18 protein-coding genes are annotated in these 22,238 nt (G+C 40.5%); 11 read left to right on the forward strand and 7 right to left on the reverse strand.

Going from position 1 to position 22,238, the window contains the following annotated elements:
• The first annotated feature begins 264 nt into the window (after positions 1-264).
• On the forward strand, positions 265-1,428 hold the full coding sequence (locus tag F909_RS07960) for an alanine racemase (protein WP_032878168.1): 1,164 nt from the start codon (positions 265-267) through the stop codon (positions 1,426-1,428).
• 53 nt (positions 1,429-1,481) lie between these two features.
• Here F909_RS07960 and F909_RS07955 read toward each other — a convergent pair whose 3' ends face one another.
• From F909_RS07955 to F909_RS07945, 3 genes are all read right to left on the reverse strand, one after another.
• Complete coding sequence (locus F909_RS07955) at positions 1,482-1,850, reverse strand: hypothetical protein (protein WP_005151691.1); 369 nt, start codon at positions 1,848-1,850, stop codon at positions 1,482-1,484.
• Positions 1,851-1,986: 136 nt separating this feature from the next.
• On the reverse strand, positions 1,987-3,228 hold the full coding sequence (locus F909_RS07950) for an OmpP1/FadL family transporter (protein WP_005151694.1): 1,242 nt from the start codon (positions 3,226-3,228) through the stop codon (positions 1,987-1,989).
• A gap of 237 nt (positions 3,229-3,465) precedes the next feature.
• Positions 3,466-3,906 (reverse strand): universal stress protein, encoded by a 441-nt coding sequence (locus tag F909_RS07945; RefSeq protein ID WP_004805552.1) that lies wholly within the window; start codon positions 3,904-3,906, stop codon positions 3,466-3,468.
• A 249-nt stretch (positions 3,907-4,155) separates the two neighbouring features.
• Between F909_RS07945 and F909_RS07940 the strand changes: the two genes are divergently transcribed.
• Positions 4,156-4,446, forward strand: coding sequence for a hypothetical protein (locus tag F909_RS07940; protein WP_005151695.1), 291 nt, complete (start codon positions 4,156-4,158; stop codon positions 4,444-4,446).
• A 107-nt stretch (positions 4,447-4,553) separates the two neighbouring features.
• Positions 4,554-5,045 carry a DUF2505 family protein gene (locus tag F909_RS07935; protein ID WP_005151696.1) on the forward strand — a complete coding sequence of 164 codons (492 nt, stop codon included), beginning with the start codon at positions 4,554-4,556 and terminating at the stop codon, positions 5,043-5,045.
• A gap of 45 nt (positions 5,046-5,090) precedes the next feature.
• Here F909_RS07935 and F909_RS07930 read toward each other — a convergent pair whose 3' ends face one another.
• The gene (locus F909_RS07930; protein WP_032878021.1) at positions 5,091-5,294 is read right to left on the reverse strand and encodes a hypothetical protein; all 204 of its coding nucleotides are present in this window, start codon (positions 5,292-5,294) and stop codon (positions 5,091-5,093) included.
• Between the two features lie 132 nt (positions 5,295-5,426).
• Here F909_RS07930 and def point away from each other — a divergent pair, with 132 nt between their 5' ends.
• The 4 genes from def (at position 5,427) to F909_RS07910 (ending at position 9,449) form a co-directional block, all read left to right on the forward strand.
• On the forward strand, positions 5,427-5,909 hold the full coding sequence (gene def / locus F909_RS07925) for a peptide deformylase (RefSeq protein WP_005151698.1): 483 nt from the start codon (positions 5,427-5,429) through the stop codon (positions 5,907-5,909).
• A gap of 115 nt (positions 5,910-6,024) precedes the next feature.
• A complete protein-coding gene (locus tag F909_RS07920; RefSeq protein WP_005151703.1) occupies positions 6,025-7,302 on the forward strand; it encodes a glutaminase in 1,278 nt (425 codons plus the stop codon).
• Between the two features lie 104 nt (positions 7,303-7,406).
• Positions 7,407-7,793, forward strand: coding sequence for an endonuclease domain-containing protein (locus tag F909_RS07915; RefSeq protein ID WP_032878024.1), 387 nt, complete (start codon positions 7,407-7,409; stop codon positions 7,791-7,793).
• Between the two features lie 144 nt (positions 7,794-7,937).
• The gene (locus tag F909_RS07910) at positions 7,938-9,449 is read left to right on the forward strand and encodes an SIR2 family protein (protein WP_005151706.1); all 1,512 of its coding nucleotides are present in this window, start codon (positions 7,938-7,940) and stop codon (positions 9,447-9,449) included.
• A 110-nt stretch (positions 9,450-9,559) separates the two neighbouring features.
• Here F909_RS07910 and metH read toward each other — a convergent pair whose 3' ends face one another.
• Positions 9,560-13,246 carry a methionine synthase gene (metH, locus tag F909_RS07905; protein ID WP_005151707.1) on the reverse strand — a complete coding sequence of 1,229 codons (3,687 nt, stop codon included), beginning with the start codon at positions 13,244-13,246 and terminating at the stop codon, positions 9,560-9,562.
• 438 nt (positions 13,247-13,684) lie between these two features.
• Here metH and F909_RS07900 point away from each other — a divergent pair, with 438 nt between their 5' ends.
• Positions 13,685-15,316, forward strand: coding sequence for an inorganic phosphate transporter (locus F909_RS07900; protein ID WP_005151709.1), 1,632 nt, complete (start codon positions 13,685-13,687; stop codon positions 15,314-15,316).
• A 469-nt stretch (positions 15,317-15,785) separates the two neighbouring features.
• On the opposite strand, the gene F909_RS07895 is transcribed toward F909_RS07900, so the two are convergent.
• A complete protein-coding gene (locus tag F909_RS07895) occupies positions 15,786-16,772 on the reverse strand; it encodes a Tim44 domain-containing protein (RefSeq protein WP_005151710.1) in 987 nt (328 codons plus the stop codon).
• A 95-nt stretch (positions 16,773-16,867) separates the two neighbouring features.
• A complete protein-coding gene (gene radA, locus F909_RS07890) occupies positions 16,868-18,259 on the reverse strand; it encodes a DNA repair protein RadA (protein ID WP_005151711.1) in 1,392 nt (463 codons plus the stop codon).
• Positions 18,260-18,616: 357 nt separating this feature from the next.
• On the opposite strand from radA, the gene F909_RS07885 reads away from it, so the two are divergent.
• From F909_RS07885 to lptM, 3 genes are all read left to right on the forward strand, one after another.
• Entirely contained in the window at positions 18,617-20,125 is a 1,509-nt protein-coding gene (locus F909_RS07885) for an alanine/glycine:cation symporter family protein (RefSeq protein ID WP_005151712.1), read from the forward strand.
• Positions 20,126-20,428: 303 nt separating this feature from the next.
• A complete protein-coding gene (locus F909_RS07880; protein WP_005151713.1) occupies positions 20,429-21,841 on the forward strand; it encodes an amino acid permease in 1,413 nt (470 codons plus the stop codon).
• Positions 21,842-21,984: 143 nt separating this feature from the next.
• Positions 21,985-22,224, forward strand: a complete 240-nt coding sequence (gene lptM, locus F909_RS07875) for an LPS translocon maturation chaperone LptM (protein ID WP_005151714.1) — start codon at positions 21,985-21,987, stop codon at positions 22,222-22,224.
• Positions 22,225-22,238 lie beyond the last annotated feature (14 nt).

Raw genomic sequence — 22,238 nt, forward strand, 5'->3', positions numbered from 1 at the left:
TGTTTATTTAATTTATTGAAAAATAATTAACTTAACGGAGTCTTGCCGAGTTTTTATCCATTTTAGGATAAGCCTGCGGCTCGCCTTACTTTGGTTTCGCCCAAAGTAAGCAAAGGCATTGTCATCTACAAAACCTGTTTTCTACTTGTACCTATTTGGTTTTATCGCAGATACATTATCTTTTTTATACCATGCAGGTTGTAGATGACTTTTTCGCGTATCAAATTGCAAGTAAATTTTCTTAGATTGAAAAAAGGTATCGCCATGTTGGATCATTATTTTAAGCAACTCAATCTCGACCTAAAAAAACAGGGGATTGCAACACCGCAACTGATCATCGATGAAGCGGCTTTAAAACAAAATATCCAGCATGTTCAAATTCGTCTTGCTCATGCCAAACACTTAAAAGCACGCTTAGTGGTGAAGTCTTTAGCGAGTTTAGATTTACTCAAACTGTTATCTGAACAGATCAATACACAACGCTTTATGGTGTTCCATCAACCGCATATTATTTCAATCTTAGAAAATTTTGCCGAAGCCGATATCCTGTTAGGCAAACCAATGCCTGCCCAAGCGGTTCGTCAATTTTTTGAACAGCATGCAGAATGGTCAAATGCCAATATTCAGTGGCTGATTGATACCAAACAACGCTTACAGCAATATCTGGACATTGCTCAGCTTTATTCTCTCTGTCTGCATGTGAATATTGAGATTGATGTTGGTTTACATCGTGGTGGGGTGCAATCGACAGCGCAACTGACTGAAATATTAAAGCTGATTCAACAATATCCGCAGTATTTAAAACTCTCAGGTTTGATGGGCTATGATGCGCATGTCAGTAAAATTCCTGCCATCATTAAAAAACCTGAACTGGCTTATCAAAGCTCGCAGCAGACCTATGCCAATTACCAAAAGTTGATTCAACAACAGTTTCCCACGTTATGGAGTGATGAACTTTGTTTTAATGGTGGCGGCAGTCCAACCTTTAGTTTCCATATCGCTGAAAGTGTCTGTAATGATTTGTCTTTTGGTTCAATGTTGCTCAAACCGAGTGATTTTGACAGTGATTTTTTAAGGGCATTACCACCTGCTTTATGGATCGCAGCACCTGTGTTAAAAATCCTGCCGTTTACTCAGCTTCCTTCGATGTCTTTACTGGATAAATTGCCGCATAAATGCAAAGCGCTGTTTATTTATGGGGGCTATTGGTTGGCTGATTATGTCTATCCTCATCAAGCACATACGCATGCGTTGTATGGGCGTAGCAGTAATCAGGAGTTGGTCAATGTACCGAAAGATTGTGATATTCAGGTCGATGATTTTGTGTTTTTAAGACCCACACAAAGTGAAGCGATTATTCCTCAGTTTTCCGAGTTAAAGCTGTATAGCCAACATGCTTTTGAGTCATGGCAAACTTTTAGTGAGTGATTGAGCTTTACTCATCAAGATTCAACCCAAAAGCCTGCCGTGTATTTTGAGTTTTAAAATAAATCGCTCAAATGACAGCTTTTCGCTTCAGTCAGATTGTCAATGGAATCGACCAGTAAAACATTGGTATCTTTTTCGCTTTTATAAGCCGCAATCACTTCTGCATAAATCGGCTGTTTGAGTGTTGTCGCTTTAGATAAAAAGCGTGATACAGCCTTTTCCTGAGACCAGTCTGCATCTTTGAGAACATATTCATTTGCTGCAATATCACATCGCGTCAAAATGGCTTTTTTATCTTTTATGGTTAAAGTGCCAATAAAAATATCCATACTTTCTTTGGGATCAGTTGAATTGGCAAAAACCGCTAGCGGCAAGAATAGGCTCAATATAAGCAAAGAAAAGGCAAGCAATGTTTTTTTCATTGGTTTTCCTAGAGATCAAATGGGTTATAAGAATAATGCTGCTGAGATTCTAATCTAACTCATGTATTTGATACTAGGAGATCGCCAAGTAGAAACAAGACTTGAAGCCCTGTTCCTACTTGAACGAATTTACTGATTAAAAACGATAACCAATTTTCAAACCATAGCCGATGGCGCTGTTATCTTTAAAGTCGGCCTGTTCAGCAATCGGTTTAATCCCTGGTACAGGAATGTAATAGGTACCATCTTCTGCAACGACATCACCGAGCCAGAAGTATTTAATTCCGCCTGCAATAAAGTAGTTGGATGCTGGATTGAACTGAACACCTACGCCCACGCCCCAAGAGCCTTGAGTTGGATTTAATGTGGATGCAGGGTCGCCTGTACCTGAATCCCAACTGATTTCCGTGAATGCACTCCATTTCTCAGTGAACTGATGTCCAAGTCCGACATTCACCGTCCACTGATCTTTTTTGTAGCTGTCTAAATCAAAACCACCTGTATATGCACCATCACTGATTACGCCAGTGAGGTATTCTGTAACAGCGCCAAATTGAGTCGGCCGAATATGAAAATCTTTCCAGTTGACCCAACGTAGATTGGTATAGAGTAGTGTGTCTTTATACACACCTGTTTGAAAATCAAGATTCACCGATTGTGGGGTCGAAATTTTGGTTTTACTTGGCGTAGTTGCTTCCAAAGGTTGACCGAACTTGGTCTCAGTCACTTGCATGTCATGGTCGATTTTGGAGCGATAGGTGACTGCGGCTTTTAAGGCAATATCTGGAATCTGATAACTCAAACCTGCTAACCAACCCACAGCATGATCTTGTTTAAATTTGGCATCATAACCATTAAAGGCTTCACTGTATGAATTACCACGCAGAGCGACATCACCTTTGACGGATTGATAGACTGCACCGCCATACAGTTGAAAATTGCTAAAAGGACTGATACCCAAAATCATGCTGATACTTTCGGTATCGACATTGACCGATGTACCTTGCTGAGTAAACTCATTGTCCGAAAAGGTATTATTCGACTGCATCGGATAAGTAATATCGGCACCAAAAGGTTGGTCATAGAGCAGACCAAAGCTGATTCGGTCGGTCAGTTGTAGCTTGAGCGCGGCAGCATAATATTGAAAGCTATTGCCCATATTGCCTGAATTGAGATTTTGCGGATCGTTGACCAGTTCTGGACGGTTACGAATTTTCCCCGAAATGTCTGGATCAACGGCTGTGGCACTGACCTCGATATAATTGCCATTTTCCAGAAAAGGCAGTATGGATTGTCCTGACTGGTCCAGTGCGGCAGCATGGTTAAACGTACTGGCACATATTCCACATATACCGATCAAAATTCGATTGAGGTTCATATTCATCATCCTTGCAAAACGTCGTTTTATTCTTAAAAGCGCTCTTTTTATTGATGGTCATTTTCTCGCTTTCTTCGGAAAGTGAATGCAATGCCTATGCTTGAGTGAAGCATCTTTTGCAAGTGTGGAATAGGGTTGGAGATGTTCATTATGGGGGGCGAAACGGTCACATCCGTAATTTTAGGCAATAAAAAACCTTGTGCCGTGACACAAGGTTTTTTGAATTAAAGCAAGCGGTTATTGCTTCACAATCAGCACAGGAATATGTGATTCGGTTAAAACGGCACGGGCAACACTACCCAGCAATAAACGTTTTACCCCTGTACGCCCATGAGAACCCATGACAATCAAATCTGCACCGACTTCATCGGCAACAAAGATAATACCTTCACTGGCTACACCATGATGAATTTTGGTGGTCACTTGAATGCCATCACGTACGAAAGATTGAGCGATATCTTGAAGCTGGGTTTTGGCATGTGCTTCGGCCTGCATAAAATGATCCGTGATCGCAGGTGCGACTTGGTAAAAATCTACGCCAACAAATGGATCAACTGCAACCACGCTGAGAATGGTCACTTTTGCCCCTGATAATTTTGCTAGGGAAAGTGCATGTTCGACTGCGGCATAGGAAATTGGAGAATCATCCACAGGGACTAAAATATTTTGATAAGACATGTTTACTCCTTATAGTTTATCGTTGTAAAAAATATAAAACATAACAAGTTGATAACATATCGAGTCTGGTCTAGCAAATCAGCGCATCCATAAAAGCGATGATAAAACTGAAAATAATGTAGAAAAACAGTAGATTCCTCAGCAAAATAGAGAGATAAGAAAATCACTGTATTTTTGTAATTCGGCTTAAGATTAACTTTAGATCGAATCATGAAATTTAAGCTGTATTTGAATGAATAAGGAAACTTTGTGTTATTGAGTTTAGAGGCATTTAAACAACAAAAATTTGATCAGATGGCGGCTAAAATCATGGCTGATCCAGAACATTATCTGGCGTTTGACTCGGTCTCCGATTTTTACAAAGCCGCGTGGTTAGATGAATTTCCTCAAGGGACGACATGGTCAGCAACAGGTTTGGATGATGGGGCAGAACAATTTTATGCGATGATTGAATATAGTGATCATTATCTGTATATCAGCCGAACCGAACGCGTCACGGTCAAATTAGGCATGCGTCATCATTACAATAAAAATAACTAATCCGAGCAGTCATCCATTTTTGTCTGATCAGATTTTGAGATGTAAATGAGAATGCTATACTTTTGCGCAATGATGAAATCCTAATAAAACGAAATGGACATTTAAAAATGGCACATCAATTTACGGTTAATGAAACAATTCATGGTGTTTCAATTGAGGACTTTTCAAGACTGGTGGCGGATACTTCATTGCATGAAGCAGTGTGTAAACGTATTCCTGGGGAAAACTTAGAAATTATCGAATCGAATATTCAGGGTGATATTTATACCTTACGCCGTGAATATAATCTGGATGTGAATATTCCAGAGGTGGCAAAAAAATTATTAAAGAATGCATTCCGCTTAAAACGTGCTGATGTGACGCATTTGAAAAACTTAACCTCTACAGTTGAATTGGGTGCAAATCTGCCTTTGGAAGCGAAGGGTGAGCGTAGCGTGACAGGCGATAGTGAAAAAGTGAATATCTCTTTAACCTGGACGGTTAAAGTGAAAGTGCCGTTGATTGGCGGTATGTTAGAGAAGCATGCTGAAGGTGAAATCCGTAAATTCAGCACGCTTGAAATCGAGATTGTTGCAGATGAATTAAAGAAACACCTTTAATTTTTCAATAAATAAAAGACTCTCCATTTGGGGAGTTTTTTGTTTTTAGAAGCGCAGAAAATACGGAACAACTGAAAGGATGACACCAATAATACTGATCATGGCCGTGCTATCAATAAAATAGGTAAAGAGCATCAAGATCAAACCACACACCAACGGCACAGTCATTTTCTGCTTTTTGCCATACAGAAAATAGCCTAAGCCAATGGAGCTAAAGATGACGCCTAGAAACAGTTGGGTTGCATTCATGTGCTTTACCATTCATTATTTTTTTCGCGAATATATTATGACAAGATTCTTAAATGAAAATTATGGTAACGCGATAAAATATCCAATACGATAATATTCACTATTTGGTCAAAACAACGATAAGGGCGTGGGATGAGTGTAATTCTACCTGTAGCACAACGTGGTGAAGAAGTTTTAAAAATTAAAGCGGCAGCTGTCGCAAACGGGGAATTTAACAGTGAGTGGTTATTGCAACTGGCTTCCGCTATGCATGCAACCATGTTGGAGCGCAATGGGGTTGGGATTGCAGCACCACAGGTCTATATTTCAAAGCGCTTAATTATTGTGGCATCACGCCCCAATCCACGTTATCCCGATGCACCTGAAATGGATGCAGTGGTGATGGTCAATCCAGAGATTTTGGCATTTTCTCAAGAGTCTTGTTTCGGTGAAGAAGGATGTTTAAGTGTGCCAGATGAGCGTGGACAGGTCGAACGGGCGCAAGCGATAAAAGTACGTTATTACACTTTACAGGGTGAAGTGATTGAAACAGCTTTTGAAGGCTTTCCAGCACGGATTGTGCAGCATGAGGTGGATCATTTGGATGGTATTTTATTTGTTGAGCGTTTGAGTTAGTTGTGTTTGTAAGCTCATAAAATCATTACAAAAGCTATAATTTTAATATGATTCGTACTCTGTACTATAAGACGTATCTAAAGTAAAACTTGAAACATTCAAAGGCTAGATAACCATGAAAACTCCACTTCCTGATTATTTGGCACATGTGATCGATGCCTGTGATATCGATAACAGTGGGCATCTCGCTGATTATATTCCGGAGTTAGCCAATGCCAATCCGAATCGACTGGCATTGGCACTCTCCACCGTGGATGGTGAAATCTATTCTGTTGGCGATGATGAAATTGAATTCACCATTCAGTCGATGTCTAAACCGTTCACGTATGCCTATGTACTGCAACAGCTTGGTATTGATGCGGTATTAGAAAAAGTCGGCGTTGAGCCTTCGGGTGAGGCCTTTAATGAAATTTCACTGGGTAAAGATCGCCGTCCTAAAAATCCGATGATTAATTCGGGGGCCATCACCACACATTCTTTGATCCCACCAAAAGAAGATGTATCTGGCGCAGAAATTTTACGTCAGTTTATGAGTGAGCTGGCTGGACGTGAACTGCAATTTGATGATGCGGTATATGAATCTGAAGTGAAAACGGCTTACCGTAATCTCTCGATTGGATATATGTTGCGCACCGTAGGCATTTTAGAGTCAGATCCTGTTGATATTGTAAATGGCTATATTCGCCAATGCGCGATCTTGGTGACGGTCAAAGATCTGGTACGGATGGGCAGCGTTTTTGCCAATGGCGGGGTCGATCCTAAAACTGGAAAACGCTTATTGAATCGTGCGGTGGTAAGGCAAGTCCTGAGCGTGATGATGAGCTGTGGGATGTACGATGCAGCGGGGGATTGGCTCACAACGGTTGGCATACCTGCCAAAAGTGGTGTTGCTGGTGGAATCTTGGGTGTGTTACCTGGTCAGGTCAGCATTGCGGCTTTTTCTCCTCGACTCGATGAACATGGCAATAGTGTACGCGGCATCGATATCATGGAACGGCTCTCCCGTGATATGGGATTGCATTTGATGGAAGGCACACCTTCCGCACAAACGATTGTGCAGAGTCATTATCGAACTGGAAAAGATGCATCTTTGAGTGTGTATGTACTTCGTGGTGTATTGAAATTTACTGAAGCGGAAATGTTGCTACGGACATTGCAATGTGAGCCTGTCGATAAAAGCGCTATTGTGATTGATTTATCGCAGATTTCCTTGATTCATGATGTCGGAAAACGTATGTTTTTAGAAGGGATTGATCGCTTGATTGATGATGGTCATACCTTACTTTTGGTTGACCCTGAGCAGCGTTTGGATAACGCGCGAACGCATAAAGATCGCGTGTTGCATGTTTATCAGAATCTTGAAGATTTAATTGAGAAGCATAAAGGGCTGTAGGAGTAAAGAGCCTATATTTAATGGTATAGGCTCTAAATCGAGTTTATATTTTGTGCTAGAGATGCTTAGATCAGGTTGAGCGTCTGTTTTAAGCAGTAGTATTGATGAAGCCTTATAATAAAAACTTAAAACTTCCATCACGTGATTTGCGGAACAATATGACTGATGCTGAGCAACTGCTATGGCAAAGAATCAGACGTAAACAGATTCTAGGATTACAGTTTTATCGACAAAAACCGATTCTAAACTTTATTGTGGATTTCTATTGTCCAGCAGTGAATTTGATCATTGAATGTGATGGTGGGCAACATTACACCGAATTTGGGTTAGAGGCTGATCAAAATCGAGATCATACTTTGAGTGATTTAGGATTGATTACCTTAAGATTTACTAATCATCAGATTTTGACTGAGATTGATGCAGTAGTAGAGCAGATTTATTGTATTGCTAAGAAAAAATTAGAATCTCCCTTTGATAAAAGGGAATTTTAGTGCGAATAGGATGTATACCGTGGATCCATGCTATTCCCTCCTTTTTAAAGGAGGGCTGGGGAGGAATTTCAGCTTAAATGATGGAAGTTCTTTATTTTTAATGCTATAAATCAGAAATACAACAAGCATTGCTATGTAGAAATTATGGATATATTTGATTTTATTAATAATTATAAAAATCATCCTGTACTCTTTATTGGTACAGGTTTTAGTTTACGTTACCTTGAAAATTCATATTCGTGGGAAGGACTTCTAAAAAAAATTGCATTTGAATTAAAAGGAAACAATGAGTTTTTTTATGATCTAAAAGGGCGAGTTTACGATAGAAAATCAGGAAACTATGATTTCATGCAATTAGCTTCTTTTTTACAAGAGGAATTCAATCGTCAAGTTTCTGAAGATCGCAATGGTAAGTTCAAAGATATAAATGATGAATATTACCGTAAAAGTAGTGAAGGTATTACTTCTGATAAGTTTAAAATTTATATAGCTTCATTATTAAAAGATTTAGATAAAAGAAATGGAAAGAGTGATGAGTTGGAAGTATTTAATTTACTATCAAAAAATATATCCTCAATAATCACAACAAACTACGATAAATTAATAGAAGATATTACGGATTTTGAACCGCTAGTTGGAAATAATATATTATTAAGTAATCCTTATGGTTCAGTTTATAAAATTCATGGAAGTGTAGATAATCCAGAAGAGTTGGTTTTTACGACGGAAGACTATGCGGATTTTGACCAGAGATATGATTTAATTCGAGCGCAATTAATTTCTCTGTTTGTTCATAATCCTATAGTATTTCTAGGTTACAGTGTTAACGATACAAATATAAAAAAAATTCTAAGTACTATTTTTAAATATGTGCAGTTTAATTCAGAACAAGCAGAATTAATAAGAAATAATTTTTTACTTGTGGAGTACCAAGAGGGGTCAGATTCTTTAGAAATATTGGATCATGATATTGATGTACATGGTTATCCTTTACGAATAAATAAACTTAAAACAGATAACTATATTGAATTATACCGTGCTTTAGAGTCATTAAGCTTACCAGTATCAACTTATGAAATTAGACGTGTGTTAGATAATGTTAAGGATATAACTTCAGGTGGTACAATAAAAGTTAGTATTGCAGAGGATATTGATCAATTAAAAAACTCAGAAAGAATATTAGCTATTTCTCCTAAGTCAAAGTCTACTATTGAATATACATATACGGATTCATCACAATTAATAATTGATTATTTTGATATAATTGAAAGCAAAAGTGAAAATTTGATAAAGTTGATCGACGAGTTTCCTATAGCTAAATCACATTGGTTTCCTATATTTGGATTTGTACATCTAGTTCCTGATTTACAAAAAGCAGAAATTTTAAAAATTCAACAAAAATTAAAGCTTACGAATAATTTGAAAAACAATCTAAGTAGATTTGATGTTCATGGTTTAAATAACATTGATGATATTTTGGACACAAAAAATATTCCAGAAAGCTATAAAAACGATTATATATTTTATAGAGTTTTTAATAATTCAATTTCCCCTGATGACCTAAAAAAATATCTAGTAAATATTGATGGTGATTTAGATTCAAACTATAAGAAGTTATTATGCCTTTACGATTATAAAAAGTATGAGACTTTATAAATCCCTCCCAACCTCCCTTTGAAAAAGGGAGGAGCTGTCACGTAATTCATTTAATCACATGAAATCCCCCTCTTTTTTAAAGAGGGGTTAGGGGAGATTAGAAGTCTAACTTACGCAATCGAATCATCTAAATTCGGTGCTAACCAACGCTTCGCTTCATCCAGTGTCCAGCCTTTACGTTTCGCATAATCCTCAAGCTGATCTTGAGAAATCTTGCCCACATTAAAGTATTCACTTTCAGGATGCGAATAATAGAAACCGCTGACAGAAGAAGGCGGCATCATCGCAAAATGTTCAGTTAACTTGGTACCAATTCTCGCTTCCGAGTCTAGCCAATCAAATAACACTGCTTTTTCAGAATGCTCTGGGCAAGCAGGATAACCAGGTGCAGGACGAATACCGACATACTTCTCTTTGATCAATTCTTCATTGCCCAAAGTCTCATCAGCTTTATAGCCCCAGAATTCTTTACGGATACGCTCGTGCAAGTGCTCAGCAAAGGCTTCGGCAAAACGATCAGCTAAAGACTGAACCAGAATGGCTGAGTAATCATCACCTTTGGCTTTATATTCATTTGCCAATTCTTCAGCACCAAAGATCGATACAGTGAAACCACCAAGATAATCGGTATTGTCTTTAGAAGTACTAATAAAGTCCGCTAAAGATAAATTCGGTTTGCCTGTGACTTTGTCAGATTGCTGACGAATATGCTCAAAGGTATGTGTAACTTTTTGACCCGCTTCATCAAACACGCTGACTGTATCTGCACCTGTACGTTGTGCAGGATATAAACCAAATACAGCACGGGCATCGAAACGGTTATTCTCGATAATGTCTTTCAACATCGCTTGCGCTTGGTTATATAAATCAGTGGCTGCTTCACCCACAACTTCGTCTGTTAGGATTTTCGGGAATTTACCTGCCAAGCTCCAAGAGATAAAGAATGGTGTCCAGTCAAAGTACTCAACCAATGTCGCCAATGGATAATTGGTAATGACTTGCGTACCTAACGTATTTGGAATTGGTGGCACATAGTTGTCATCCACCTTGAAACCATTCTCAATTGATTCGGCATAGCTGAGTTTGGCTGCTTTGGGTTGCTTGTTGGCTAAGCGCTCACGGATCTTGGCATATTCAGCACGATGTTCTGCAATAAAGTTGCCACGCATTTCTTTAGAGAGCAGGGTCGTTGCAACACCCACTGCACGTGAAGCATCAGCCACATAGATCACAGCATCATTTTGATACTGAGGATCAATCTTCACCGCAGTGTGTGCTTTCGATGTGGTTGCGCCACCAATCAACAGTGGAATGTCAAAGCCTTTACGTTGCATTTCTTTGGCAACAAATACCATTTCATCCAAAGATGGCGTGATCAAACCAGACAAACCGATGATGTCACATTTCTCATCAATCGCAGTTTGCAGAATTTTTTCCGCAGGTACCATCACGCCAAGGTCAACGATGTCATAACCATTACAACCCAAGACCACGCCAACAATATTTTTACCAATATCGTGTACGTCACCCTTAACAGTCGCCATCAACACTTTACCTTTAGATTGGCTACCTGTTTTTTCAGCTTCGATGTACGGATTCAGCCAAGCGACAGCTTGCTTCATTACACGTGCAGATTTTACTACCTGTGGCAGGAACATTTTACCTGAACCAAACAAGTCACCAACCACGTTCATGCCATCCATCAATGCGCCTTCAATCACATCAAGTGGACGATTAGCTTTTAAGCGAGCTTCTTCGGTATCCTCATCAATATACGTGGTGATGCCTTTGACTAAGGCATACTCAAGACGTTTTTCAACAGACTCATTACGCCATTCTAGATTTTCAGCTTCACGTTGTGCACCCGTATGACCACGGAATTTTTCTGCTACTTCAAGCAGTTTCTCTGTGGCATTTTGACCAGACTCACCTTGGTTCTGATTCAGAACAACATCTTCAACCGCTTCTTTCAACTCTTTTGGAATATCGTCGTAAATCGCCATTTGACCTGCGTTTACGATTCCCATGGTCATGCCTTGTTTGATGGCATGGTAAAGGAATACTGAGTGAATCGCTTCACGGACAGGCTCATTACCACGGAAGGAGAACGATACGTTAGAGACACCACCCGAAATCATCGCATGTGGCAAGTTCTGTTTGATCCAGCCTGTGGCTTCAATAAAATCGACGCCATAGTTATTATGTTCTTCAATCCCTGTTGCCACGGCAAACACGTTCGGGTCAAAAATAATATCTTCAGCAGGGAAGCCGACATCATTGACTAAAACATCATAAGAACGTTTACAGATTTCACGTTTACGTGCAGCGGTATCTGCCTGACCCGTTTCATCAAAGGCCATGACAATAATCGCAGCACCGTACTGGCGGCATAGGCGTGCTTTTTCGACAAACTCGTCATAACCTTCTTTTAAGGAAATCGAGTTGACGACGGGTTTACCTTGCACACATTTCAAGCCTGCTTCAATGATTTCCCATTTCGATGAGTCAATCATGATTGGCACACGTGAGATATCAGGTTCAGATGCGACAAGGTTGAGGAAATGCACCATCGCATTTTGCGAATCGAGCATCCCTTCATCCATGTTGATGTCGATGATCTGTGCACCAGCTTCCACTTGCTGCTGAGCCACTTCTAAAGCTTCGGCAAATTTCTCTTCACGGATGAGACGTAGGAATTTTTTTGAACCCGTCACGTTGGTACGTTCACCAACATTCACGAATAAGGAATTTTCATCAATATTAAAGGGTTCTAAACCACTTAAACGGCAGGCAGGTTTGGTTTCAGGAATTTGACGCGGCTTGATATCTTTAACTGCATTATAAATCGCACGGATATGATCTGGCGTGGTACCACAACAACCACCCGTGATATTGATGAGACCACTTTCGGCAAACTCTTTAATGAATTCCGCTGTTTGTTCTGGAGTTTCATCATATTCACCGAAGGCGTTCGGCAAGCCCGCGTTCGGATGGGCTGAAATAAAGGTATCGGCAACATCAGAAATCGTTTTAACGTGAGGACGCATCGCATCTGCACCCAAGGCGCAGTTAAAACCAATTGAGAGTAAATCACCGTGGCGAACCGAGTTCCAAAACGCTTCTGCGGTTTGACCCGTTAAGGTACGACCTGATGCATCGGTAATGGTGCCTGAAATCATCAACGGCAATTCATGACCAATTTGTTTGAATACTTCTTTTACCGCAAAAATTGCTGCTTTACAGTTTAAGGTATCGAATACAGTTTCGATTAATAGAATGTCTGCGCCACCTTCAATCAACGCATGAGTTGCTTCAATATAGTTTTCTTTGAGCTCATCAAAGGTAATATTACGGAAGGCAGGGTCATTTACATTCGGTGAAATTGAACAGGTGCGTGATGTTGGGCCAAGGACACCTGCAACAAAACGTGGTTTGTCTGGGGTTGAGTATTTGTCACATGCTGCACGCGCTAAACGAGCTGCTTCACGGTTGATCTCTGGTACGAGGTCTTCCATGTGATAGTCCGACATTGAAACACGGGTGCCGTTAAAGCTGTTGGTTTCAATGATGTCAGCACCTGCATCCAAGTACGCTTCATGAATGCCCTGGATAATTTTCGGCTGTGTTAATACCAATAAGTCATTATTGCCTTTAAGGTCTGATGCCCAATCTGCAAAACGTTCCCCACGATAATCTTCTTCTTCTAATTTATGGCGTTGAATCATCGTTCCCATCGCACCATCAATAATCAGGATACGTTGGGCAAGAAGTGATTGTAGGGTGGTAAGCGTGGACATTCAGGAACCCCAGTCAATGATCATGATAAAAAGCAGGGGCATTGTAACAGATGCAAGGTAAAAGCGCGTATTTTCAGCAAGCTTGAACAGTGATTCATCGGGTCACTTAGAAAATGTCATAAAATGTTCATGAAGTTGTCACAATTGAATTGAATAATGCTTAAAAAGAAAACATACAGTTCGAAATATGACAGTTCGATGTCACATTTCGTAGCATTTGTTGCAAAATCAGACAAACAGTTCTATCACTGTTTTTGGTTTTGTAATGTATTGTTTTTTATTGACTAAAATAAAAAACAAGGTGGATTTATTACTGAAAAATACAAAAAAATGTGATGAAAACATGAAATTTTGGCTTTATGTGACCGTCCTTTGTCATATAATTGTCATAATTTAATTAAACAATACAGGGGATTTTATTATCCTCTAACCGTCTACATGAATTCTAATCTTCCTCCTGTTTCGGATTCACCGCTTGCCAGCTCTCAGGCAAAATCGACGAATGTACATGTACCAACACCGAAATTCTTTATGCCGGTGTTTTTGACAATTATTGTTGCAACACTGATTTATATCGGTTTTCAGCTCAGTGCTGATTTGGCACATGTACCGCCTTTAAGTTTATATTCAGTTATTCTTTTATCGACGGCTCTTTTCATTGCTTTAGGCTTTGAATTTGTAAATGGTTTTCACGATACGGCGAACGCTGTAGCGACGGTTATTTATACCAATGCATTACCCGCGCCAGCGGCAGTGATGTGGGCTGGCTTTTGTAACTTCCTTGGGGTTATGGTAGCGAGTGGTGCAGTTGCATACGGTATTATTGCATTACTCCCTGTAGAAATGATCATGAATGTCGGCAGCGGCGCTGGCTTTGCGATGGTTTTTGCATTACTAATAGCAGCGATTCTCTGGAATTTAGGCACATGGTTTTTGGGGATTCCTGCATCAAGTTCACATACCTTAATCGGTTCGATTTTGGGTGTGGGCATCATGAACCATATCTTAAACGCGTCAGCTGGTGCGACCAGTAGCGGTATTGATATGGATCAGGTGATTAAAGTTGGTAAGGCATTATTATTCTCTCCACTGATTGGTTTTGCGTTTGCAGCAATCTTGTTCTTATTGGTGAAGAAAGTATTTAAACGCCAAATGGAGCTGTTTCAGCCACCAGAAGGCAATAAGCCACCACCACCAGTGATTCGAGCAATTCTCATTTTTACTTGTACAGGTGTGAGCTTTGCACATGGTTCAAACGATGGTCAAAAAGGCATGGGCCTGATCATGTTGATCCTAATTGGCTTGGTTCCATTGGCTTATTCATTAAATAAAAACTTGGATGCACAGCATTTACAATCATTCGAACAACTTTCTGCACAGACAGCAACCGTTTTAAACGTGAACCAAAACGAGCTGACCGATGAGAAAGCGCGTGATGTATTAACCAAATATATCCAAACCAAAGAACAAACGGCTGAGGTTGTGCCCGCGCTTGCAAGCATGACGGCACATATTGGTACACGCGTTGCAGGTTACGGTGATCTCAAGTTAATCCCTGAGGCTGCTGTTAGTGAAATTCGTAATGACATGTACTTAAGCACCACAACGTTTAAGCGTTTAGATAAAGCTGAAGCTTTGCCAGAAATGGATAAAGACCAAGCTAAACTTGTGAAAGAATACCGTAGTAGTTTAGATTCATTCCTTCAGTACATTCCAAACTGGGTGAAAGTGGCAGTTGCACTTGCACTTGGTCTAGGCACCATGGTGGGTTGGAAGCGTATTGTTGTGACTGTGGGCGAGCGTATTGGTAAGAACCATATGACTTATGGTCAGGGGATGTCTGCTGAGCTTGTCGCAATGAGTACGATTGCTGCGGCAGATGGTCTTGGTATGCCAGTTTCGACAACGCATGTTTTAAACAGTGCGGTTGCAGGTACCATGGTTGCCAATAAGTCAGGTTTAAACTTCGCAACAGTTCGAACAATTCTTTCTGCGTGGATCTTTACGTTACCAGCAACGATTACCTTGTCTGGTGGTCTATATTGGTTGTTCTTACAGTTTGTTTCATGATCCTGAATAGTTAAATTCAAAATCTGATGTAAAGGCTTTGCTTCGGCAAAGCCTTTTTTATGTGAGTCGGTTTATATAGCGTGATGAATCTGAACTGATTTCACCTGTAGGCTTGTTGTTTTATATTGTAGGAGAATACATTGCCAGCCTTATCGTACCCATAGTAATTTCTAGAGGCGTAGAGGCGAGATATTCACAACAATGGGGGAGTTGAACGTTGTTGAGTATAGTCTCAATAAAATAGCTTTATTCCCCAAAAGAGGAATAGTTTTTCCATGAACTTTTCCGTTAGTATCAATAGACAGATCGTGCTAGGTTGTGTTGTTTCATTATTATAATAAGTATCAAGCGTTGTTCTATTTACACTCCGCCATTCTCCGATATAGAGAGTGGCTTTTTTTAGCATTGCTCAAAGCCAAGCCATAAAAAAAGAGCTGTCGAAACAGCTCTTTTTGTTCAATCAACGCAGTTAAGCTTGTTGAATACCTGCAACAACCCAATCTTGTTGTGAGCCAGCAGGCTTCACAAAATGCCAGATTTCAGCAAATGGTTGAGGCAAGCTGTTTAAGTCTTCACTCACAGTACCTGTAAAGCGTACGCTTACTACGTATTGACCATTTTCAGTAGAACTTTCGACAACCATTGCATTGAGGTTGCTAAATTCTGCCACGTCTTGATCTTGGTTCGCCATAATATCGCTATACATTGAGTTATAAAGCTCAGGTGTTAAATAACGACGAATTTCTTCGACATTACTCGCACTGTTCACCGATTGAATATGGTTAAAACGTTGGCGTGCAATGCGTAAAAACGCAGCAGGTTCAGTACCATCTGGTAATTGGTTGCCACTACTCATTGATGCAGCACCAAATGGCGCTTGTGGCGCAGCAGTACCACCACCTACAGACTGACCAAAAATATTGGTGTTGTCAGTTGCTGCTTGACGTGCCGCAGGCTGAGGTGGTGTTTGACGACCAAAATTGTTTTGACCGTCATTGTTTGGTGCATATGGATTATTGGTTGCTAATTTTTTTTTTGCGCCTAATTTGCGGAAAACAAAGAAAGCGATCGCTGCAGCAAGAAGAACCCAAAGCCAGCTAGGAATGCCACCTTTTTCTTCCTGTTGCTGCGCTTGAGCATTGGTTTGTTGCTCAGTTGCTGTTGGATTATGTTGCTTGTCATCTGCTAATGCATTGGCAGCCACAGCACCTACTGCAGCACCAGCGACACCCGCAGCAACCATCGTACCTACGCCTGGACCAGATTTCTGTGGTGCAGTTTGTTGTTGAGGTGCTGGAGTTGCTTGACGAGATGGCTGGTAAGATTGGCTAGATGAACTAGATCTGCTCATGCCGTGGCTTTTACCGCCACCTGCACGTTTTGCTTCCGCAAGCGGCGCAGCAACCAAAGTTGCCATTAAAAGAGCTGCCATCAAGCCACGCTGATGTACTTGCATCGAAAATTCCTATTTAAATTCAATTTGTAAATGTATTTATGCAGGTATTTCGAGGTAATTTCAACTAGAAAAGTATGTTTTTTTATGTCAACGCATCACAGCAACTCATCGCTTAGCTGCATGGCTTCGGTCAATGCTTCATGTAAACGGGCAACCGCAATGATTTGCACGCCTTCAACGGATTTTTGCGGTGCATTACCTCTCGGTAAAATCACGTATTTAAAGCCGTGTTTTGCCGCTTCTTTCAGGCGTTCTTGACCATTGGGTACAGGACGAATTTCTCCAGATAACCCCACTTCACCGAAAACTGCTAACTGTTGTGGCAGAGCTTTGCCTCTTAAGCTTGAAGCACAGGCAAGCAAAACAGCTAAGTCAGAGCCTGTTTCAGTAATCTTTAAACCACCCACCACATTGACATAGACGTCTTGTCCTGAAGTTTGCACACCACCATGTCGATGCATCACTGCAAGCAACATATTTAAACGGTTTTGCTCCAAACCCAGTGCCACTCGACGGGGTTGTCCGTGTGCATCATCGACCAGTGCCTGAACTTCAACCAACAGTGGTCGAGTTCCTTCACGGCTAATCATTACGATTGAGCCCGGAATAGCCTCATCATAGCGACTCAGGAAAATCGCAGATGGATTGGCAACCTCACGTAGACCTTTATCGGTCATCGCAAATACGCCCAATTCATTCACTGCACCAAAACGGTTCTTTACCGCACGTATCATGCGATAACGAGAATCGGATTGACCTTCAAAATAAAGTACACAATCGACCATATGTTCTAAAACACGTGGACCTGCCAATGCACCTTCTTTGGTGACATGACCCACAAGGAATAAAGCAGTACCACTATTTTTGGCAAATCGAGTGAGCAAGGCAGCAGATTCACGGATTTGTGAGACGCCACCAGGTGCCGATTGCAGTGTTTCGGTATATAAGGTTTGAATTGAGTCTAAAATCGCAACAGCAGGACGTTCTTGTGCCAGCACTTCACAAATACGTTCGACACAAGTTTCCGCCATGACTTTAAGTGAGTCTGTGGGTAGATCTAAACGCTGTGCACGCAGAGCGACCTGTGAAAGAGATTCCTCACCTGTCACATAAAGTGCTGAGCTTTTCTTGCTGGCCATGTGGGTTGCAGTTTGTAGCAAGATGGTCGATTTACCAATACCCGGATCACCACCAATCAGTACCACAGAGCCTGTGACCAAGCCGCCACCCAATACGCGATCAAACTCACTAATCCCCGTTTGCAGACGGGTTTCGTGTGAGACCGAGATTTGATTGAGTGTGGTGATATTGGCTATTTGTCCAGCATAACCGCCGCCCATTTTAGGTTGACCACGATGGGTCACTACTGGTTCGACACGGACTTCCAGCAAACTATTCCATTCGCCGCATTCCGAACATTGCCCAGCCCATTTGGGATGATCTGCACCACATTGTTCACATCTGTAAACGGATTTAATTTTTGCCATAAGATAAAATTGAAAACTTTCTTAAAATTAGATAAAAATGAGTCAGGACGAAAATTTTTTAACAATGCTGATCGTTCTTTACAAGGATAAAACAAGAAGACAGTACGATTTCGTCACTGATTGGTTAAAGGGAAGTGCTCAGGAAAATAACATGATATACAACTTTTACAAGTTATAGACAGTGTGTTTTTAGCATTCGTTTTTTTGTTCAATTCACTTTTTCCATGGATGGTTTGCAGGTATTCGCTTATTTATTGTCATGACATCATTATCGAATGGCATAGATATTGCTCATGCTCAAACGAATAAAAATTTAGCAATCGCTACATTTAAAAATATATAACAAGGTTGATGTCTATGAGTGCAGCAGAAATTGTGAATTGGGTAAATAGTATCATCTGGAGTAAGGGACTGATCTATTTATGCCTAGGCGCAGGTTTATTTTTTTCGATTTTAACTCGGTTTGTACAGGTCCGCCAAATTAAGGAAATGGCAAAACTGTTGATTAATGGTTCATCTTCAGCACAAGGGATTTCATCATTCCAAGCGCTATCTGTATCGCTATCAGGGCGTGTTGGTGTAGGTAATATTGCTGGTGTTGCGGCAGCAATTGGTTTCGGTGGCCCAGGTGCTGTGTTTTGGATGTGGCTGGTTGCATTTCTTGGTGCAAGTACTGCTTATGTCGAATCAACACTCGGTCAAATCTATAAAGTGGAGTATCAGGGTGAGTATCGTGGTGGCCCTGCATTCTATTTCGATCGTGGTTTGGGACAGCGTTGGTTAGGGATTCTATTTGCGATTGCAGCGATTATCTCGTGTGGCTTATTTTTACCAGGTATTCAAGCCAATGCTGTTGGCAATGCTTTTACCCAAATTACAGGTGAAGGGGCCATCGTCTTTGGTAATGTTGGTGCTTATAAGTTATTAGCACTTGTTATTATTGTTTGCTTATTGGCGATCATCATTTTTGGTGGCATCAAACGTATTGCTCGATTTGCAGAGTTGGTCGTGCCATTTATGGCCTTGGGTTATATCTTGATGGCTCTCATCATTGTTGGAATGAATATCCAAGAGCTACCTGGTGTAATCAAACTAATTTTTGCAGATGCTTTTTCTCCAATGGCTGGTTTAGGTGCGGCAATTGGTTGGGGGGTAAAACGTGGTGTTTACTCTAATGAAGCTGGTCAGGGTACTGGACCACATGCGGCAGCGGCGGCTGAGGTTCAACATCCAGCGCAGCAAGGGTTTGTGCAGGCCTTCTCCATTTATGTAGATACGTTGTTTGTATGCTCTGCAACGGCATTTATGATTTTAATTACGGGGATGTACAACGTACAAGGAACGTTGGAGGCAGGACAGTTTATTGTTCAAAATGTGGCCACGACAACAGAGATTGGTTCACCTGCATTTACGCAAATGGCGGTGAGCACAGTATTTGGTGGCTTTGGTCAAATCTTTGTGGCTTTAGCTGTGTTCTTCTTTGCCTTTACAACAATTGTGGCCTATTACTATATTGCGGAAACCAATATTACTTATCTCAGCTATATCACTAAAACACCATCACTATTGTTCATCACCAAATGCTTCATTATGCTTTCTGTGGCTTATGGTGTCGTAAGCGCAACGGGTTACATTTGGGGAATTGGTGATATTGGCGTTGGTCTAATGGCATGGATCAATATTATTGGCATTATCGTCACTTATTTTATTTGGAAACCGACTATTAAAGCTTTACGTGACTATGAAGAACAACAAAAAGCAGGCGTTAAGGAGTTTACATTTGATCCAATTAAATTGGGTATCCGTAATGCAACTTTTTGGGAGGAGCGTCTCAAAAATAAACAGAAGCAATCTTCTAATGATTGAATTATAAATCAATATTTTTTCGAATAGAAAAAGAGTGGCTTCAATCGCCACTCTTTTATTTTAAAGTGCCTTTTTATGACTGACGAGTTGCCTTCATAAGTTCATTGTATTGTTTTAACCTTGTGCGTATGATCGAATTCGATTGTATTTCACTTGAAAAAAATACAGGTAAAACATTTCTTAGCGAAAGCAAGCCAACTCATGGATAACGAGAAAAGATACTAAAAATGGTACGAATCGTTGTTAGGCGTTGTTAGGCGTTGTTGTCGCTAATGAACTAAAACACTGGAGAGTTTTTGTAAAATGTCGAATCAAAATCTGAGTGAGGCTGCTGAACAAAGCGGACTTCACCGTAGTCTATCTAATCGACATCTACAGTTGATTGCGATTGGCGGTGCCATTGGAACAGGGTTGTTCATGGGATCTGGTAAAACCATCAGTTTAGCTGGACCATCAATTCTGTTTATTTACATGACCATTGGTTTGATGGTGTTCTTCGTAATGCGCGCATTAGGGGAATTATTACTATCAAACTTAAACTATAAATCTTTTATCGATTTATCGACGGATTTAATTGGCCCTTGGGCGGGTTATTTTGTTGGTTGGACCTACTGGCTCTGTTGGGTCACGATTGGTATCGCAGATTTATCCGCTATTATTTATTATCTTGAATTCTTTAATGGTGGTGAATCTTTCAGTGCTGCTGGCGGTTTACTGATTAGTACAGTCGCTATTCTGTTCGTACTTGGCTTGAACTTGGTCACCGTAAAGCTATTTGGTGAAATGGAGTTCTGGTTTGCAATGGTGAAGATCACGGCGATTATTGTGTTGATTGCTGTTGGTTTGTGGATGATCTTTACTGGATTTACCAATGCTTCTGGTACTGTCGCAAGTGTATCTAATCTTTGGACACATGGTGGCATGTTTCCTAAAGGCTTGGATGGTTTCTTGGCTGGTTTCCAGATTGCGATTTTCGCCTTTGTTGGTGTGGAATTGGTGGGTACAACTGCTGCTGAAACACAAGATCCAAAACGCAATTTACCAAAAGCGATTAACTCGATTCCAATTCGTATCATTATTTTCTATGTATTGGCATTGTTCGTGGTGATGTGTGTGACGCCTTGGGATCAAATTAATCCTAAAGTCAGTCCATTCGTCAATATCTTCTCGCAAGCGGGGATTGCATCTGCTGCGATCATTATGAACTTGGTGGTGTTATCGTCAGTGATGTCATCAATGAACAGTGGTGTCTTTTCGACTAGTCGTATGTTGTTTGGTTTATCTGGAGATAATCAAGCACCTAAACTGTTTGGAAAGCTGTCTAAATCTGCCGTTCCTGCAAAAGCATTGATTTTCTCGTCAATCTGTATCTTTATTGGTGCATTCGTACAGTTCGTTTATAAATTACAAACGGGTACAAATGACGAAGTTACAGCGTTTACTTTAGCAACGACCTTATCAACGATTCTGTTCATCTGTGTATGGATCATTATTATGTGGAGTTATATTAACTACCGCAAAAATCGTCCTGAATTACATGCGCAGTCGACATTTAAATTGCCTGGTGGCGTGTTTACCTGTTGGGTTGTGATTTTATTCTTCCTTGCAACAATTTACTTCCTGGCGTTGGATGAAACGACTTTAGAATCATTAAAAGTCAGTCCAATCTGGTTCGTAATTTTGGCCATTGGTTATTTCTTCTATAAGAAAAAGTAAGCTTTTAGCCAATAGATGATGAAAACGTCGACTTTAAGGTCGGCGTTTTTTATGCTTAATTGTTTTATTCATTGAAGTTTAGACTTTAGCCAATCTGATGATCACGCTATACTGCTCCGAATTGTAAAAAGTTAGGTGCTCAGATGCTTAAAGTCATTTGTTCAATCAGTTTATTGCTCAGCAGTGTGGTTTTAACTGCATGTGGTCAGTCAGGTGCGCTGCAATTGCCATCTGATCCAAACTACGATAACCGTGCAAAATATCTGCTTTATAAAAATGAAGCATCTCAGGCGAAAGCATCGTCAGCAAGCAAAGCAGATGATGTAAAAATGGAAAGCCCAGCGACGTCTTCAACGACTCAATCACAGACCATCTCACCTTAAGTTTGTAAATAAGG

The organism is Acinetobacter sp. ANC 3929 (genome assembly GCF_000369405.1).
GTDB lineage: Bacteria > Pseudomonadota > Gammaproteobacteria > Pseudomonadales > Moraxellaceae > Acinetobacter.

What these genes read in the sequence shown, in the direction of transcription:
- F909_RS07960 (WP_032878168.1), top strand. Translation starts at nt 265, where the DNA reads ATGTTGGATCATTATTTTAAGCAACTCAATCTCGACCTAAAAAAACAG.
- F909_RS07955 (WP_005151691.1), bottom strand. Translation starts at nt 1,850, where the DNA reads ATGAAAAAAACATTGCTTGCCTTTTCTTTGCTTATATTGAGCCTATTC.
- F909_RS07950 (WP_005151694.1), bottom strand. Translation starts at nt 3,228, where the DNA reads ATGAACCTCAATCGAATTTTGATCGGTATATGTGGAATATGTGCCAGT.
- F909_RS07945 (WP_004805552.1), bottom strand. Translation starts at nt 3,906, where the DNA reads ATGTCTTATCAAAATATTTTAGTCCCTGTGGATGATTCTCCAATTTCC.
- F909_RS07935 (WP_005151696.1), top strand. Translation starts at nt 4,554, where the DNA reads ATGGCACATCAATTTACGGTTAATGAAACAATTCATGGTGTTTCAATT.
- F909_RS07930 (WP_032878021.1), bottom strand. Translation starts at nt 5,294, where the DNA reads ATGAATGCAACCCAACTGTTTCTAGGCGTCATCTTTAGCTCCATTGGC.
- def (WP_005151698.1), top strand. Translation starts at nt 5,427, where the DNA reads ATGAGTGTAATTCTACCTGTAGCACAACGTGGTGAAGAAGTTTTAAAA.
- F909_RS07920 (WP_005151703.1), top strand. Translation starts at nt 6,025, where the DNA reads ATGAAAACTCCACTTCCTGATTATTTGGCACATGTGATCGATGCCTGT.
- F909_RS07915 (WP_032878024.1), top strand. Translation starts at nt 7,407, where the DNA reads ATGAAGCCTTATAATAAAAACTTAAAACTTCCATCACGTGATTTGCGG.
- F909_RS07910 (WP_005151706.1), top strand. Translation starts at nt 7,938, where the DNA reads ATGGATATATTTGATTTTATTAATAATTATAAAAATCATCCTGTACTC.
- metH (WP_005151707.1), bottom strand. Translation starts at nt 13,246, where the DNA reads ATGTCCACGCTTACCACCCTACAATCACTTCTTGCCCAACGTATCCTG.
- F909_RS07900 (WP_005151709.1), top strand. Translation starts at nt 13,685, where the DNA reads ATGAATTCTAATCTTCCTCCTGTTTCGGATTCACCGCTTGCCAGCTCT.
- F909_RS07895 (WP_005151710.1), bottom strand. Translation starts at nt 16,772, where the DNA reads ATGCAAGTACATCAGCGTGGCTTGATGGCAGCTCTTTTAATGGCAACT.
- radA (WP_005151711.1), bottom strand. Translation starts at nt 18,259, where the DNA reads ATGGCAAAAATTAAATCCGTTTACAGATGTGAACAATGTGGTGCAGAT.
- F909_RS07885 (WP_005151712.1), top strand. Translation starts at nt 18,617, where the DNA reads ATGAGTGCAGCAGAAATTGTGAATTGGGTAAATAGTATCATCTGGAGT.
- F909_RS07880 (WP_005151713.1), top strand. Translation starts at nt 20,429, where the DNA reads ATGTCGAATCAAAATCTGAGTGAGGCTGCTGAACAAAGCGGACTTCAC.
- lptM (WP_005151714.1), top strand. Translation starts at nt 21,985, where the DNA reads ATGCTTAAAGTCATTTGTTCAATCAGTTTATTGCTCAGCAGTGTGGTT.